Annotated in this window: 11 protein-coding genes; 6 read left to right on the forward strand and 5 right to left on the reverse strand. The window is 66.4% G+C overall.

Features of this window, described 5'->3' with window-relative positions:
* Positions 1–4 precede the first annotated feature (4 nt).
* The 3 genes from ML401_RS02395 (at position 5) to ML401_RS02405 (ending at position 2718) form a co-directional block, all read left to right on the forward strand.
* Positions 5–1054 carry an ABC transporter substrate-binding protein gene (locus tag ML401_RS02395; RefSeq protein WP_211420087.1) on the forward strand — a complete coding sequence of 350 codons (1050 nt, stop codon included), beginning with the start codon at positions 5–7 and terminating at the stop codon, positions 1052–1054.
* Between the two features lie 69 nt (positions 1055–1123).
* Positions 1124–1936 carry an ABC transporter permease gene (locus ML401_RS02400; RefSeq protein ID WP_285812796.1) on the forward strand — a complete coding sequence of 271 codons (813 nt, stop codon included), beginning with the start codon at positions 1124–1126 and terminating at the stop codon, positions 1934–1936.
* Positions 1933–2718 carry an ABC transporter permease gene (locus ML401_RS02405; protein WP_259215169.1) on the forward strand — a complete coding sequence of 262 codons (786 nt, stop codon included), beginning with the start codon at positions 1933–1935 and terminating at the stop codon, positions 2716–2718. The genes ML401_RS02400 and ML401_RS02405 overlap by 4 nt, the downstream gene beginning before the upstream one ends.
* A gap of 93 nt (positions 2719–2811) precedes the next feature.
* Here the strand turns inward: ML401_RS02405 and ML401_RS02410 are convergent, their stop codons facing one another.
* Together ML401_RS02410 and ML401_RS02415 are read right to left on the reverse strand one after the other, a co-directional pair.
* Positions 2812–5475 (reverse strand): EAL domain-containing protein, encoded by a 2664-nt coding sequence (locus ML401_RS02410; RefSeq protein ID WP_285809541.1) that lies wholly within the window; start codon positions 5473–5475, stop codon positions 2812–2814.
* Positions 5476–5680: 205 nt separating this feature from the next.
* Positions 5681–6331, reverse strand: coding sequence for a hypothetical protein (locus ML401_RS02415; protein ID WP_285812797.1), 651 nt, complete (start codon positions 6329–6331; stop codon positions 5681–5683).
* Positions 6332–6570: 239 nt separating this feature from the next.
* Here ML401_RS02415 and ML401_RS02420 point away from each other — a divergent pair, with 239 nt between their 5' ends.
* Both ML401_RS02420 and ML401_RS02425 read left to right on the forward strand, forming a co-directional pair.
* Positions 6571–7626 carry a LysM peptidoglycan-binding domain-containing protein gene (locus ML401_RS02420; RefSeq protein WP_285809543.1) on the forward strand — a complete coding sequence of 352 codons (1056 nt, stop codon included), beginning with the start codon at positions 6571–6573 and terminating at the stop codon, positions 7624–7626.
* Positions 7627–7780: 154 nt separating this feature from the next.
* Entirely contained in the window at positions 7781–9097 is a 1317-nt protein-coding gene (locus tag ML401_RS02425) for a Spy/CpxP family protein refolding chaperone (protein ID WP_285809544.1), read from the forward strand.
* Here ML401_RS02425 and ML401_RS02430 read toward each other — a convergent pair whose 3' ends face one another.
* From ML401_RS02430 to ML401_RS02440, 3 genes are all read right to left on the reverse strand, one after another.
* Complete coding sequence (locus ML401_RS02430) at positions 9098–9964, reverse strand: hypothetical protein (protein ID WP_212069070.1); 867 nt, start codon at positions 9962–9964, stop codon at positions 9098–9100.
* Between the two features lie 324 nt (positions 9965–10288).
* Positions 10289–12736, reverse strand: a complete 2448-nt coding sequence (locus ML401_RS02435; RefSeq protein WP_194405522.1) for an adenylate/guanylate cyclase domain-containing protein — start codon at positions 12734–12736, stop codon at positions 10289–10291.
* 249 nt (positions 12737–12985) lie between these two features.
* Complete coding sequence (locus tag ML401_RS02440; RefSeq protein ID WP_285809548.1) at positions 12986–15070, reverse strand: AsmA family protein; 2085 nt, start codon at positions 15068–15070, stop codon at positions 12986–12988.
* Positions 15071–15329: 259 nt separating this feature from the next.
* Between ML401_RS02440 and ML401_RS02445 the strand changes: the two genes are divergently transcribed.
* Complete coding sequence (locus tag ML401_RS02445) at positions 15330–16004, forward strand: Crp/Fnr family transcriptional regulator (RefSeq protein ID WP_063198283.1); 675 nt, start codon at positions 15330–15332, stop codon at positions 16002–16004.
* The last annotated feature ends 36 nt before the right edge of the window (positions 16005–16040 follow it).

Below are 16040 nucleotides of genomic sequence, written 5' to 3' on the forward strand. Positions count from 1 at the left end.
GACGATGAACACCAAACGCAATTTCGAACTTGGCTGCACGCTGCTTGGCGTGCTCGCGCTCGGGGGCACCGCGGCTGATGCCGCCGAGCAGATCACCTTCGTCTCGCAGGGCGGCGCCTATCAGCAGGCGCAGACGGTGGCGATCCTCGATCCCTCCGCCAAGAAGCTCGGCATCACCATCAACCAGGACTCCATTCCCGACGCCTGGCCCGCGATCAAGACGCAGGTCGGCAGCGGCAAGCCGATCTGGGACGTGGTCGACACGCCGACCGGCAATTGCCTGCGTGGCGGCGAGCAGGGCCTGATCGAGAAGCTCGATTTCTCCAAGATTCCGAACGGTGCGGCGATGCCGGAAGCGTATCGCAGTCCCTATTCGGTGTCCTACGAGTTCTATTCCAGCGTGCTTGCCTTTAGCGAGAAGACCTTTCCGAAGGGTGCCCCGAACAGCTGGGCCGATTTCTGGGACGTGAAGAAATTCCCCGGACGCCGCGCGCTGCGCAACCACCCGTTCGCCACGCTCGAGGCCGCGCTGATGGCCGACGGCGTCGCGCCCGACAAGCTCTATCCGCTCGACGTCGACCGCGCCTTTAGGAAGCTGGAGGAGATCAAGCCGCACATCACGGTGTGGTGGACCTCGGGCGCGCAGTCGGCGCAGCTCCTCAACGACGGCGAGGTCGACATGGAGATGGCGTGGAACGGCCGCGTCAGCGCGGTCGCCAAGGAAGGCGCCAAGGTGTCGTTCACCTATAACCAGGGCATCCTGCAGAGCACCTCGCTGTGCATCCTCAAGGGGGCGCCGAACCTCGACACGGCGGTCAAGTTCCTCAACGAGGCCGTCGATCCCGTGCACCAGGCCAATCTGCCGCTCCAGATTGATTACGGCCCGGGCAATCCCAAGGCGTTCGAGACCAACGTGATCAAGCCCGAGCGTGCCGCGCAATTGCCGAGCGAGCCGGCGAATGCGGCGAAGCAGGCCTTGATGTCCTATGCCTGGTGGTCTTCGCCGGCCGGAGAGGCCGCCGAGAAGCGCTGGGCGTCGTTCATGCAGAAGTAGGCGGAGCCGGCGTTGACGACATCAGTGCAAGATCCATCCCTGAAGCATCAGCGCCGCGAGCACGGCCTGATGCTGGCATTGGTGTCGCCGGCGCTGCTGGTGATCCTGGCGCTGATCGTGCTGCCGGTCGGCTGGCTCGCCTGGCAGTCGGTCTACCATGACGGCTTCACGCTGGAGAACTATCGCCGCGTCTTCACCGAGGATGTGTACTGGCGCAGCTTTGCGCTGACCTTCGAGATCAGCCTCGCAGTCACCGTGATCGCGCTATTGCTCGGCTATCCCGTGGCCTATCTCGCCAATTCGTTGCCGAAAGGGTGGAGCATCCTCATCCTGTCGCTGGTCGTGCTTCCGTTCTGGACCAGCGTGCTGGTGCGCGCCTATGCCTGGCTGGCCTTGCTGCAGCGTACCGGCGTGATCAACCAGTTCCTGCGCTATCTCGATGTGATCTCGGAGCCGCTCGCGCTGGTCCACAATACGTTTGGCACGGTGGTCGCGACCGTGCATATCCTGCTGCCTTTCATGGTGCTGCCGCTCTATGCCGCCATGCAGAAGATCCCGAACGACCTGATGCAGGCCGGCGCCAGCCTGGGCGCGAGCCCGTCGCTCACCTTCTTCCGCGTGTTCCTGCCGCTGTCGCTGCCGGGCGTGCTCGCCGGCTGCACCATGGTGTTTGTGCTCTGCCTCGGCTTCTACATCACGCCTGAATTGCTCGGCGGCGGTCGCACCGTGATGGTGTCGATGCTCGTCAGCCGCAACGTCGAGCTCTACAACCAGTTCGGCGCGGCGAGCGCCGTCGCGGTGGTGCTGCTCGCGAGCGTGCTCGCGATCTTCTTCGTCGTCAGCCGCTTCATCTCGCTCGATCGCGTGTTGGGGCAGAAATGATGCGCGGCTCAACTGCACGGATTGTTCTGTACGTGGTCAGCGCGCTGGTGCTGGTCTATCTGATCCTGCCGGTTCTGATCATCGTGCCGATCTCGTTCTCCAGCGCACGCTTCCTGACCTTCCCGCCGCCGTCCTTCTCGCTGCGCTGGTACCAGCTTTATTTCTCCAATCCGGCCTGGATGCAGGCGACGCGGGTGACGCTGACGGTCGCACTGCTGACCGTCGCGATCGCGACCCCTTTCGGCGTCGCCGCCGCCTATGCCATCAGCCAGTCGAAGCTGCGGATCATGCGGCTGATCCACATGACGCTGCTGCTGCCGCTGGTGGTGCCCATCATCATCACCGCTGTCGGCATCTTCTTCGTGTACGCCAAGGTCGGCCTGGTCGCGACCATGCCCGGTCTCGTGCTCGCGAACGTGATGCTGGGCCTGCCCTATGTCGTCATCTCCGTCCTGGCCGGCCTGCAGAGCTTCGATCCCGCGCAGGAGATGGTGGCGCGCAGCCTCGGCATGAACCGCCTCCGCAGCTTCTTTGCGGTGACGCTGCCGCAGATCAAGTCCAGCGTGGTCGCTGGTGGCATTTTCGCGTTCATCTCGGCAATGGACGAGACCATCGTCGCGCTGTTCATCTCCGGCGGCCAATACCAGCCGCTGACCAAGCGCATGTTCACGGCGCTTCGGGACGAGATCGATCCCACAATTGCAGCGATATCGGCGCTGATGACGGCGGGCTCCTTCCTCCTCGTGCTGCTCGCGACCACAAGACAAGGGAAGAAGACGTAGAGCGAATGGCGACTTCAGGCTGAGGCGTCGAGGAGGGCGCCGTTCCCCGCGACCATTTCGCGGAGCGGGCGTCCCGCTGAAGAGGAGGCGTCGCTAAGCTGCCGCCGCCTGCGCCGCCAGCAGCAGCTTCAGCTTCGCCGCCGGCACCGCCGGGCTGAACAGCCAGCCCTGCATCTGGCTGCAGCCGAGCTGGCGCAGCACCTCGCGCTGGGCTTCGGTCTCGACGCCTTCGGCGGTCGTCGCCATGCGGCGGGCCGCGGCCATGTGCACCACGGCCTGCACGATCGGCGAGGAATCCTCGGACTGGCCGATGTCGCTGATGAAGCTGCGGTCGATCTTGATCTTGTCGAACGGGAAGCGGTGCAGATAGCTCAGCGACGAATAGCCGGTGCCGAAATCGTCGAGCGCGATGCGCACGCCGAGCTCGCGCAGCTGCTGCAGGATCGTCAGCGCCTCCTCGTCGTCGCGGATCAGCACGGTCTCGGTGATCTCGAGCTCGAGCCGTCCGGGCGCCAGCCCCGACTCCGCGAGCGCGGCTGCGACCTTGAGCGCCAGCGTCCGCGAGCGGAACTGCACCGGAGAGACGTTGACCGCGATGTGAATCTGGCCGGGCCATGAGGCTGCCTCGCGGCAGGCCTGCCTCAAGACCCATTCGCCGATCTCGCCGATCAGCCCGGTGTCTTCCGCCACGGGAATGAAGTCTGCCGGCGAGATCATGCCGCGCTCCGGATGGCGCCAGCGCAAGAGTGCCTCGCAGCCGGTGACGACGTTGGCCGCGAGATCGACCAGCGGCTGGTAGTGCACCTCGAACTCGCCGCGAACCAGCGCCTGGCGCAGATCGAGCTCGAGCTGACGGCGCAGCCGCGCCTTGGCGTCGTATTCGGGCGCGAAGATCCGGTAGGTGCGGCGCCCCTCCGACTTCGCCGCGTACATCGCCAGATCGGCGCGCTTGAGCAGATCGTCGAGATTGTCGCCATGGTCGGGCGCGATCGCGATGCCGATGCTGGCGTCGGTCGGAATGTCCTGGCCCTTGCAATCCACCGGCGCGCGCAACGCCGTGAGGATGTTCTCCGCCAGCGCCGTCAGCTCGGCAGGATCGCTCGTGCCGGCCTTGACGATGGCAAACTCGTCGCCCCCGAGCCGCGCGACGAGATCGTTGCCGGACACGCAGGCGCGCAGGCGGTTCGCGACCTGGCGGAGCAATTCGTCGCCGACCTCGTGTCCGAGCGAATCGTTGACGCCCTTGAACTCGTCGACGTCGATATAGAGGATGGCGAACGGCTTGCCCTCGCGGAGCTCGGCAACGCGCCGCTCCAGATGCCCGCGCATCAGCACGCGGTTCGGCAGATCGGTCAGCGCGTCGTAATGCGCCATATGGGCGATGCGCTCGTCGGCGCGGATGCGGTCGGTGACGTCCTCGTGGGTCGCGAGCCAGCCGCCGGCGGCGCCGGGCTGGTTCTTGATCTCGATCAGGCGGCCGTCGGCGGTTTCCACGATGGCGGTCTGGGTACGCCCGACATTGCTCAGGATGTCGTCGCAATAGGACGAGACATCGCCGTGGAACGATCCGGTGTCGTGACGATGCTGGATGACGTCGCGGAACGCGGCGCCGGGCTTCACCACGTCAGGGGACAAGCCGTACATCTCGATGTAGCGCCGGTTGCAGACGATCAGCCGCTCGTCCTGATCGAACATCAGGAGTCCTTGCGTCATCGTGTTCATCGCGGTGTCGAGCCGCTGCTTCTCGAGCGAGAGCCGGCCCGTCATCTGACGGAAGATCAGGAATAGCGTGAGCACCAAGAGGCCGATCGACGCCACGGCGACCGTGACGAAGAATTTCGTCTGCGTGCGCCAGGTCGCGAGCGTCGCGTCGAGCGACTTGGTCGCGACCACGACCAACGGCTCGCCGGCGAGCAGACGTGAGGCGACGATGCGGTCCTTGCCGTCGATCGGGCTTGCGAGCTGCATGGAGACGAAGGTGCGATCGAACACCGCCATCTGTTCCGGGCTGCCCTTGCGGAAGTTCTGCCCGATCATGGCATCGACACGCGGCATGCGCGCGAGCAACTGGCCGTTCTGGTGGTGCATGGCGATCGAGGATTCTTCGCCCAGCCCGGTCGAGGCGAAGAACGACTCGAGCTGCTCGGGCGCGATCGCGCGCGAGACCAGCCCGAGGAACTCGCCGTGCGGGCCTGAGACGCGCCGCGCGAACACGATCGCCGGCCCGGTGCCGAACCGGCCGGGCACGACCTCGATCTCTTCCTGCGAGGCGGGATCGTTCTTGAGGCGGTTGAAATACCCGCGGTCGGCGACCGAGATATCGGGGACCGGCCAGCGCCGCGACGAGTTGATCAGCATGCCCCGGGAATCGAATAGATTGGCACCGGCAACGTCGGACCAGCCGCTGGCTTTTGCACGCAGCAGCTCGTGCATGGCCAGCGTGCCCATCTCGCTGCGGAACACATCGACGGAGGCGATGCCGCGGCTCTCGAGCTCGGCGATGATGCTCTTCTGCAGCACCGCGAAATCCTCGAACTCGCGGTCGAAATGGCGGGCCAGCAGGCGCACTGAGCTTTCGAGGTGGTCACGGCCGCTCTCGATCGCGTTCTGCCGGAAGCGGTCGACGGTGAGCGCGGTGCCGACGGCCGTCGCGGCCATCAGCACGAAGCCGCCGGCGATCAACCATGTCAGCGGCGCCCCACGCCAACGGCGGAGCAACGCGCGTCCTCGCGCGGTCCATCGTATCGATGTGCCCATGCAGCCCTCCCGTGGGTTGCAAGATGCGGCAAAACCGACAAGACCCGGTTACCAGTAAGGGTTAGCCAAATGTAAATCGGAGCGGAATCAGGAGGTTGGCTTCCTGAGCAAAGCAACCGCAGATCGAGACCCCGCATGGTGCCGCGACGAAAGCGTGTTCCCTCCTTCGCGAGGGGAGGGAACGGAGAGAGCACCGTTGCGGCATCTACCGCTTGATCTCCCAGTTCAAGGCTTGTGCGTTGCTCTTGGCGAACATCCTGGGCACGTCGAAGGTCCCGGTCTTGAGGTCGTAGCGGCAGCGCCAATTGGCGAGGCCCTTCACCGCGACGTTCTTCGGATGATTGTCCATTTCGCCCGACAGCGAGATCAGGAGATAGCGGTTGTTGGGCCAGTCGACACCGAGCCAGCGATAGGCATCCTCGGTGCCCTTCATCAGATTGGCCGAGATGTGGTAGTCGAGCTTCATGTTCTTGGTGTCGGGCCGGCTGTGGAAATAGGCCCAGGCGAGGTCGCTGAGCGACTGCTTCGTCGCGTTGACGAAGGCGCCGTTCTCGACATGGTAGAGAAACAGATCCTGCGAGCCCGAGCCGGTCTTCTGCATCCGCACCAGCCATTGCGAGTCGCTGGTGAAGCGGAAGCCGGCGCCATAGCCTTGCTCGGGCTTCAGCTCCGTCATCTGGTTGCCGCGCCGTGCCCAGACCTGCCATTTGACCTCGAAGAGGTCTTCACTGTCCTTCATGTACTGCTCGAGCCTGGTGGCGCCGTCGGGCGAGGTGAAGGCGAGGTCGGCATTGTCGGTGAGGACGTACCCCGGCGGCGGACCGGAGGCGGCGAGCGCACGGGAGGCGGCGATCATCAGGACCAGCGTCAGCCCAAATGACAGAGTTGGCGCGGCACGGGAAAATACGGTCACGGCAAAATTCCCTTGAAGAAATGCCGCGAGTGCGGCCTTGATCATTGGACACCCGCACCGTGGCGCCGGTTCATCCCTGACAGCGCCGGGACGGCGCTATCATCCCATCGACCGTCTTGCTGCCGCGGCCAAATCGGCGCAATTTGCCGGTCCCGGTCGATTTGCCAATTAAGGTTTTTCCGATGATCACCGCATCCAAGGCCTTCATTGCTTTCTGCCTGCTCGCGCTGGTCGGCACGGTGCTGGTGATCGGCCCGACCGAGCTGCGCCGCCTGCTGCCTGACGGAAGCAAGACCGTGGTCGCCGCCAAGCCGGAGGCCAGGGTCGAACCCAGAGCCGAGGCCAAGGTCGACCTCAAGCCCGAGCCGAAATCGGAACAGCCCAAAGCGGACCAGCCCAAGCTGGCCGCCGTGACGCCGCCTGCACCTGAACCTGCGCCAGCGGCGGTCCCGGCGCCCGAGTCCAAGGCGCCTCTACTGGCCGAGACCCAAAAGCTCGCCACGGCGCTGCCCGATCTCGCGCCGGTCAAGCCGCCGCCGGCGGTCGCCGACACCAGCCCCCGTTTCGACGTCGCCCGCGTCGACGATCACGGCGAGGCGGCGGTGATCGCGGGCCAGGCCGCGCCGGGTGCCAAGGTCGAGCTGCTGCGCGACGGCAAGCCGCTCGACAGTGCGATTGCCGACGCCTCGGGCCAGTTCGTGATGACCCCGCCGCAGCTTCCCGCCGGGTCCTATGAGTTGACGCTGCGGGCCAAGGCGCCGGATGGCACGGTCACGCAGTCCGGCCGGACCATGCCGGTGACCATCGCCGAGGCGGCCCCGCCGCCCGCGCGCCCGGTGCCGGTTGCGAAGCAAGAGAACAGGCAAGAGCCGAAGCAGGCCGAGAAGGCCGATGACAAATCGGACGTCGTGGCCGCCCTGCCGTCGGCCTCGCCGCGTCTGGCGTCAGCTGCCCGGCCGAAACCGGCCGGCGCGCCGAAACCCAGGGTCATGGCGCGCGCGCCCGCGGCGACAACCGTGGCCTCGGCCTCGCCGGCCGACGCGCTTCACGCCGCACCGGCGGAGGCCGGCGGCAGCCGGGTGATCTCCCGTGGCGACAGCCTGTGGACGCTCAGCCGGCTCGCCTATGGCGACGGGGCCCGCTACGCCGTGATCTTCAACGCCAACCGCGACAAGATCCACAATCCCAATCTGATCTATCCCGGCCAGACCTTCGTGATGCCGCAAAAGGCGGAGTGAGCGAGCGTCCTTGCGTCGTTCGTGCAGGGCATTTGAGAACGCCCCCGCGACGCTTTGCCCTGCATCTCCCGGGGAACAATTGGTTCCCTCGCGCGTCATTTGCCTGCGGCGCAGTGCGCGCTTGGAGGAGGCCGAATTGGTCAGGTCGGCGGTCATGTCGGGACGCATGGGACTGGCGCTGACCGGCGCGACCCTCCTGATTGCGGCTGTGCTGCTGCCCGAGAGAGCCGAGGCCCAATTCGGTTTGCGCGGCGGTCCATTCGGCGTCGCGCGTTTCGCCGTCGGCCACGTGATCGGCATGTCGCGCCTGCGCCATTCCCGCATGGCGGTGCGGGGCGGCCGCTACCGCTCCGCTGCGCTGAGATCGCAAGATCCACGTCAAGACCCGCGCGGTGCCGAGCGCGGCCAGCTTGCCAACCCCTATGTTCTGCGCGCGGCGCTGACGGCGCAAGCCGCGCTTGCGGGCTGGCAGGGCGGCCGCCGCCCGCAAGGTTGGTGGCGTCATCCCGACGGCAGTTATGGATGGGTCGGGCCGGTGTTCTGGCCGTTCGCGCATGACGATCTCACCAATGCCGTGATCCTGGGCGATGCGACCAGCCTCTCGCTCTACGGCTATGGCGACATCTATGCCGCGATCTTCGCGCCCTATGCGGCGACCGAGCTCGCGGCCTACACCGCGCCGCAGGGCAAACGCGCGCGCCGGATTCCATCGGCGCAGAACGTCTGCGATGCCAGCGAACCCGGCGGCTTTCCGGTGGATCGCATCGCCGCGGCCGTAGCGCCGAACGAATTGCAACGCACCGCGCTCGACGAGCTCGTGACGGCCTGGAGCGAAGCCCGCGACGGCATCCGTGCCGCCTGCCCATCGCAAGTGCCCGAGACCGCGGCGGAGCGCCTCGGCTTGATGCGCGAGCGGCTCGAAGCCATGATCAAGGCCCTCGACGCGGTCGCGGCGCCGCTGTCGAAATTCACCGGCCTGCTCGACGACGATCAGAAGGCCCGGCTCAATGCCATCGCCGATCAGCGCCGCGCCGCGTTTGCGTCGATGCAGCGCAAGGATCCGAACAAGGGCGCGAACAAGGATCCGAGCAAGGATGCGCAGGCGGCCGCCGCCTGCAGCGCCGACGCCGATCCCCGCTATGACGAGAAGCTGCAGCGTCAATACGAGCAGCTGGTGCAGCAGCAATGGCCCGCGGGCGACATCGCTACCACGCTGCGCCTCGACGAGACCGCCCGCGCCCGCCTCGAGGTGCTGCAGGACACCACCCTGCGCACCATGGAAACGCTGAGCGCGTGCCCTGCGGAGGCAGCCGCAACGCCGCAGGCCCGTCTCACCGCCGCGAAAGCGCGGCTGCAGACGATGCTTGCGGCCGTGAACGCCGTCACCGATGCGCTCGATGATTTCGAGGCTGATCTGAGCGACGAGCAGAAGGCGGGGTTCGAGGCGATCGGGCCGAAGCGCGGGGCGTGATCAGCCGCACGCCCAGTCGAACTTCATGTCCTTGAAGTCGAGCTGCGCGTTGCCGCCGCCGAAATTGTAGCCGCCGAAATATTCCTCGAACTCGATGTAGAACGGGCTCATCTCCGGCACCTGCTGGCAGGGCCGCATGGTGCCGCCGAGATGGTCGCGGGCGTAATCCTTGGCCCAATCATGCAGGCGGTAGTTCTCGGTGGTCGGGACGCCGCCGGCAAAATAATAGTAGGACTGATAGTCGCTCGGCGGGTTGCGCGGGATATGCGGATCTTGTGGGGCCTTGCCGGCGTTGGGATCGGTCGCGCGCGGCATCAGGCCGATTGCGAGGGTCTCGGCCAGATCGGCACGCGGAGGGCGGGCGAACATCTTCTGCGCGAAGGGCGGAGCGGCCTCGAAGAAGGCGCAGGCGCCGCCGACATCGAGCCAGCGCGGCCGATCGGCCGTCGCCAGCGCAAGCGGCGCCGGCGGTGTCGCGAACGGGCCTTCGTATTCGGCTTTGGTCAGCAGCAGGGCGGCATATTCGTAGTCTAGAATGTCGGTCATGCGCGACAGGCGTGGATGCGAGGGCCGCGCCATGACCGCGTTCCGGACTTCAGGATCATCAGGCGCGCCGCCGTCATTGTGATCGGGCGGGGTGGCGAAGAACGACACTGCGATGATGTCCTCGCCATGCACGCGATAATCCTCCGGCAGCTTCAGCGTGAAGCCGTGCATCAGCGGATAGCCGGTGACGGGATCGAGCGGCCATTGCTCGCTCGAGATGCCCGGCGGCAACCCATAGACCCAGCCCTGGTCGCTTACCCGGTCAGCGGGCCGGTCCAGCATCTGCAGATCATAAGCACGCGAAGGCAAGGCAAACGCCACGGACCGTCTCCATCCAGGTTCGAGCCTCGCCGTTGAGGCGAGGGTTAGTCGCGGGGAAGGTGGATGTGGTTCGGAGGATGACGGGATGATGCAGCTCTGCCGATGTTTTGGCCGACGTGTCAAAGAGCCTTGCAATCCGGCGTCTGGGCAATCCCCTAACTCATTGATCTTGCAGACCCCGCCTACTGTGCATGGGGTTGTTTTTCGCATTTTGCTTGAGGCCGTAGCCCGGATGGAGCGACGCGCAATCCGGGACTGCTGTCGATTGTGGCACGCCCCCGGATTTCGCTTCGCTCCATCCGGGCTGCGATGCCGCTGCAGCCGCTATCCCCGCATCCGCACCGCCGCCGCATCCACCACGTTGTCCGCCTCCTCGTGCCAGCTCAGGATCTCCATCGCCAGCACGGGGTGGTTGAAGCCCTTGAGCTGGAGATCGTCGAGCGGCTGCGCTTCGACCCAGGGCTCGACCATGCCGTAGACGCGGCGGCTCACCACGATCTGGTTGGGCTTGGCCTCGCCGCACAGGCGCGAGGCGAGGTTGGTGACGCTGCCGATCGCGGCATATTCCAGCCGCTGCTCGAAGCCGACCTGGCCGAGCGTGGCATAGCCGAGCGCGATGCCGATGCCGAAGCCGAGGCTGTGTCCGCGGTTGCGCCAACGCTCGGTGAGGGGGCCGATGGTGTCGCGCATCTCCACCGCCATCTTCACGGCGCGCCTGGTGTGGTCCTCGAACTGGATCGGCGCGTTGAACAGGATCATCACGCCGTCGCCGGCATATTTGTCGAGCGTGCCCTCGTATTTGAAGATCAGCTCGCCGAGCGCGGCGTGATATTCGCGCAGCACGTTCATCGCCTCTTCCGGCTCGGTCGCCTCCGTGAACGCGGTGAAGCCGCGCAGATCGCAGAACACCACCGTCACTTCGCGGCGCTGGCTGGTGAGCAGTCCTTCGGGGCTGTCGGAGGAGGCGATCAGCTGCGCCACCTGCGGCGCCAGGAAGCGCTCGAGCTTGCGGATGCGCTCGATCTCGCCGAGCTGGGTCTGGACCCGCTCCTCCAGCGACTTGTTCCAGTCCTTGAGCTGCTCGGTCTGCCTCCGCAGCTGGTCGGCCTGGGCGCGCACGGTCTCGTTCGCCGCCCCGAGCTCGCGGCCCTTGTGATCGACCTCGGTGAACAGGCGCGCATTGCGCATCGCCAGCACGGCCTGGTTGGCGAAGGTGCGCATCAGGCCGATGATGCTAGGTGCGAACTCGCCGCCGGCGCGGCGCAGCACCACAAGCGAGCCGAGCGTGCCCTGCTGGTCGACCAGAGGCACCACAAGCACCGAGTGGAAGCCGGCCGCGAGCGCGACCTCGCGCAGCGGCTGCTCGGCGGCCTGTTCGAGATCGGCCAGCGCGATCGGCTCGCCGCTCCCAGCGGCATCGCTCAGGATGTTCTCGCCGTCGTCGATGGTGACATGCGCGCCGTCGGCGGATTTGTCGATGCCGCCGGCCTCGACCAGGTTGAAGCGGCGCCGCTCGGCATCGAAGCCGTAGATCAGCACGGCATCGGCATGGGTGATCTCGATCGCGCGCGCGGCGATCGTCGACAGCACGGCGTTGAGATCGAGCGAGGCGGCGAGCGCGCGGCCGACCTCCTCCAGCACCTTCAGTTCGTTGATGGACTGCGCGAGGTCGCGCGTGCGCTCCTCGACCTTGGTCTCCAGGTTCGAATAGGTCTCCTGGATCTGGCCGGCCATCCGGTTGAACTGACCGGCGAGGTCCTCCAGCTCGTCCGAGGTGTGCACGTCGATGCGGTGACTGAAATCGCCTTCACCGAGCAGTTGCGCACCGTCACGCAGCGCCGTGATCGGGATGATCATGCGGCGGGCGAGCAGCGTGCCGGCGAGGATCGCGACCATCAGGCCGATGCCGATCAGCAGCGCGATGCGCACCAGCTGGTCGCGGATCGGCATCAGGGCCTGCGTGGTCGGTTGCTCGAACAGCACGCTCCAGCCGAGCTTCGGCACGGTGCTCGCGGCGCTCATCACCGAGTGGCCGTTGAAGTCGGTGCCCGTGCTGTCGCCCTCGTGGCCGGGCGCGATCGCGGCCGCGACCTGCGGCAGCTTCGACAGATCCTTGCCGACCTCGGGGCCTTTCGACGACGTCGCCAGCACGCGGCCGCGCGGATCGACCACATAGGCAAAGGCGGCCTTGCCGACCTGCGCGTCGGACAGGAAGTCCGAGAGAAAGCCGAGATCGATCTCAGCCACGGTGACGCCGGCATTGAAGCCGGAATGCGCCACCGAGATCGACATCAACGGCGTGCCGCCGGCGAACCAGGCCGGCGCATAGCTGACGCCGCGGGCAACGGTCTCGGTAAAGCGGATGTCGCGGGAAAGGTCCGCGTTGCTGCCGGTCGTGGTCGACTGGCGCGAGACGCGCAGCACCTCGCGGCCTTCGCCGTTGAGCTGGAACAGCTGGTTGACGACCGAGACCTGGTGCAGCAGCGACGCATAGTCGGCGCGGCGCTTCTCGAGCGTGTCCTGGCTCGCCCGCGTCACCCAGCTGATCTGGCGATCGAGCTCGGAGATCGACTGCTCGATGCGCCGGGCGGCGCTCTGCGCCTTGTCCTCCAGGCCGTCGGTCAGCTGGGTCTTGGTGGCGCGGTAGGAGATCCAGGTCTCCATCGCACCGTTGACGGCGAGGACGAACACGACGAGGCCGACGAGGGAGACGACGTATTTGGCGAACAGGCCCCCGCGCAGAGATCGTGTCTTGTCGTTCGCTCCTGCCATCCCGATCCTCTCGCGCCGCCATCGACGCCGGCGCTACGGGCCGTAGGCCCTGCGGGGCCGTTCTATCACAATTTGGGCCAAAGGACCGCCGCGCGGCCGGGCCGACCGGCCGGATTGGTTACCCGCTGTGGACGCCGGGGGCAGACGGAAGGGGCTGAATTGTCGCAGCCTCATCCGTTCGGAGGAAGCCGGGGGCGGGCAGGCTGATGTAAGGGGATTGCCGTGGAGCCCAGCCCGCCCATCCGCCCATCACCGGTTAAAGAGTTGCCGCAGCACGTCGTTCATTGGCTGACTGTCCTGCTGCGCGACCGGCGGGTCGTCCATAGCGGGGGGCGCGGGCGAGGCCTGCGGCGCCGGTGTGGAGGGGGTCGCCGGCAGGCTGCGGCTGCGGCCACTGCCACTGCCTGGCGCGGCGCCGGTGCTGCTTCCCGCGCCACTCGACAAGCCCTGCTGAATCAAATTGCCGATCGCCGCCCCCAGCGGGCCGCCGAGCATATCATTCTGCCCCGGCTGCTGGGCCTGCGGATTGGCAGTGCCGGCCGCATTGCTGCCGCCCGGCACGGCGGCTCCGCCAAGACCAAGATTGCTACCGAGGCTGCCCAGGATGTTGCCGAGCCCGGCGCCGTCGGGGCCGAACAGGCCCTTGCCCATCTCGCGCAGCTTGGCATAGGCGGCGTCCGGATTGTCCAGCATGCCGGCCATATCGGGGTAGATCCGCGGCTGCGACCAGGAGCCCTGGATCATCACGGGAATGCCGAAGCCGACCGGTTCGTTGGCGCGGCCCTGGCCCTCGGTCGTCATCACCAGCTTCGGCTCGACGCGAAAACCCATCATCTTGGTGTCGAGCGCGATGGTGCCGGCGCCGGTGACGCGCACCAGCGGACCGATCAGGTTGAGATCGGTCGTGACCGCCTGACCCTTGTCGATGCGGAACGAGGCCGAGAGCTGCGACAGGTCCGTGCTCTGCTCTTGACTGGCGCTCTGGTTGTCTTGCCAGCCGGACAGCGTGCCCGATGTCAGCGAGCGGATCATCTGCGCGACATTGATGCCGCGGATGGCGCCGTCCTGGAAATTGACGAAGGCGGTGCCCTGCATGTTCGCCATCAGCGCGCGCTGGCTGGTGCCGGCGCTGCGCAGCGCGAGCTTGGCCTGCAGCTTGCCGTCGATGCGATCGAATTCGGCAAGGCCCTGCAGCAGCGGCAGCGCGCGCACGCCGACGAGGTCGGAGTGCATGGCAAAGCTCGGCGCGCCCGTGGTCGCATCCAGGATCACTTCACCCGAGACCTGGCCGCCATAGGCGCCGAGATTGGCGGTGCCGGCCTTCAGCACGCCGCCGGCGAGTTTGGCATCGAGCGCCAGCGGCGCGATGCGGGCATCGCCGATCACGGCCTCGTTCGCGGAGATCCTGATCTGGGCGTCGACATAATTGAGCCCGGACACATCGATCGGCGCATTGCTCCAGGGCTGCCCGGACGTCCCCTGCGGCGATTTCGCCAGCGGAACCGACAGCCGCTGGAAGTCGAGATCGACCTTCACCAGCGGCTTGCTCGCAATGTCGACCGACGCCCAGCCGTTGAAGGCGCCGTCGCCGAGCCTGCCATTCACGCCGTTGATCATCACGAGATCGCCGTTCAGCCGCATCTCGGCGTGGCCTGTGAGCTGGGACTTGAGCACATCGGGCATGTCGATGGCGAAATCCACCGGGATCGTCGGCCGGTCGGCCGGCGGCGCCGGCGTCGTCGCCTTGATGTCGAACTTGGTCGGGTGCTCGCCGACGCGCGCGGTGCCGGTGATGTTGACCTTGCGGTCGCGGCCCACGACCGCGTCGGCGTTGATGGCGCTGATGCGGCCCTCGACACGATCACGCATGCGCGCGAACGCGACTTCGCCGTCGGTGACCTTGACGCGGGCGATCGAGGCGCCGTTGGCATCGATCGCGAGCGGCTTCGACGCGCCTCCCGCATTCGGCAGGCGCTCACGCAGCAGCGGCTGGTAGAGCACGGGATGGGTGACGATGAGCTCGCTGATGTCGGGGCGGCCCGACCACACGCTGGAGAGCGACATGTCGGCCTGCACGCTGTCGATCGTCAGGCGCGTGATGCCGCTGCGATCCCGGGGGTCGGCAAGCGTGAGGTCGTTCAGGGTGACGTTCAGCGTCGGCCACAGGCTGATCTTCGTCGTGCCGTCGATCGACAGCCGATAGCCGGTCGCACTCTCGACGCGCGAGGCGATCGTCGAGCTCAGGAAGCCCGATGGGATCCCGATCACCAGCAGGAGCACGATCACGATGATGACGGCGGCCAAAGCCGCGCCGGCGAATTTCACTACTCTCATCTCGACTTTCCAGCGACGGACAATCGGCGTCGAATCCCGCGGATGACCGTCCTTTGCACCCGTCCTTTGCGCCGGAGTTTATCCCCGGACGGGAAGCGGCTCCAAGCGCGTAAAAATAGTCAGGGGGTGCTGCAAAGTTATGTGACTTATGACACACTTCCCCGGCGCGGTTTTACGCGATCCTGACGGTGATGATTTCAAGCGATTTGCCGAGACCACTGACAAGACACCTGACCTGGACGTTCACAAGGACATTGAAATGAGCAAGCAGGCCGAATTTGCGGTCATTCTGAAGATGAACGCGATGTTCGCGGATCTCGGTACAGACGAGCTCCAGCGGCTGTCGAATCTCTGCCACACCCAGCATCTGGGCAATGGCGAGGTGCTGTTCCAGAAGGGCGATCCCGGGGACGCGCTGTTCGGCGTGCGCCGCGGCCAGGTCCGCATCGAGACCGGCGCCTCCGACGGCAGCCGGCTCACGCTCAATTTCATGGGACCGGGCGACCTGTTCGGCGAAGTGGCGGTGCTCGACGGCCAGAATCGCACCGCGGATGCGACCGCGGGCGAGGCCAGCGAATTGTTCGTGCTGCGGCGCGAAGATTTTCTCGCCTTCCTCGAGCGTGAACCGAAGGTCGCGATCAAGATCATCGCACTGCTGTGCCAGCGCATCCGCTGGCAGAGCGAGCGCATGGAAGAATCCATGCTGCAGCCGCTGCCGGTGCGCCTGGCTCGACGGCTTTGCGCGCTCGCCGCCGATTTCGGCTCCGAGGTGCACATCTCGCAGGAACAGCTCGGCGTCTTCGTCGGCGCCGCCCGCGAGAGCGTCAACCGTCAGCTCCAGGCCTGGCGCAAGGAAGCGATCCTCGATCTCCAGCGCGGCCGGATATTGCTGAGGAACATGACCAAGCTGACGGCGATCGCGCGGAACGAGTAGGGCTTTAACCGCTCGCCTTCCTCCAGTGCACGAGCG

The sequence above is a fragment of the Bradyrhizobium sp. 62B genome (genome assembly GCF_030272265.2).
Lineage (GTDB): Bacteria > Pseudomonadota > Alphaproteobacteria > Rhizobiales > Xanthobacteraceae > Bradyrhizobium.

Excerpts from the sequence above, each read along its gene's own strand:
- ML401_RS02395 (WP_211420087.1), top strand. The coding sequence starts at position 5 with ATGAACACCAAACGCAATTTCGAACTTGGCTGCACGCTGCTTGGCGTG.
- ML401_RS02400 (WP_285812796.1), top strand. The coding sequence starts at position 1,124 with ATGCTGGCATTGGTGTCGCCGGCGCTGCTGGTGATCCTGGCGCTGATC.
- ML401_RS02405 (WP_259215169.1), top strand. The coding sequence starts at position 1,933 with ATGATGCGCGGCTCAACTGCACGGATTGTTCTGTACGTGGTCAGCGCG.
- ML401_RS02410 (WP_285809541.1), bottom strand. The coding sequence starts at position 5,475 with ATGGGCACATCGATACGATGGACCGCGCGAGGACGCGCGTTGCTCCGC.
- ML401_RS02415 (WP_285812797.1), bottom strand. The coding sequence starts at position 6,331 with ATGATCGCCGCCTCCCGTGCGCTCGCCGCCTCCGGTCCGCCGCCGGGG.
- ML401_RS02420 (WP_285809543.1), top strand. The coding sequence starts at position 6,571 with ATGATCACCGCATCCAAGGCCTTCATTGCTTTCTGCCTGCTCGCGCTG.
- ML401_RS02425 (WP_285809544.1), top strand. The coding sequence starts at position 7,781 with ATGTCGGGACGCATGGGACTGGCGCTGACCGGCGCGACCCTCCTGATT.
- ML401_RS02435 (WP_194405522.1), bottom strand. The coding sequence starts at position 12,736 with ATGGCAGGAGCGAACGACAAGACACGATCTCTGCGCGGGGGCCTGTTC.
- ML401_RS02440 (WP_285809548.1), bottom strand. The coding sequence starts at position 15,070 with ATGAGAGTAGTGAAATTCGCCGGCGCGGCTTTGGCCGCCGTCATCATC.
- ML401_RS02445 (WP_063198283.1), top strand. The coding sequence starts at position 15,330 with ATGAGCAAGCAGGCCGAATTTGCGGTCATTCTGAAGATGAACGCGATG.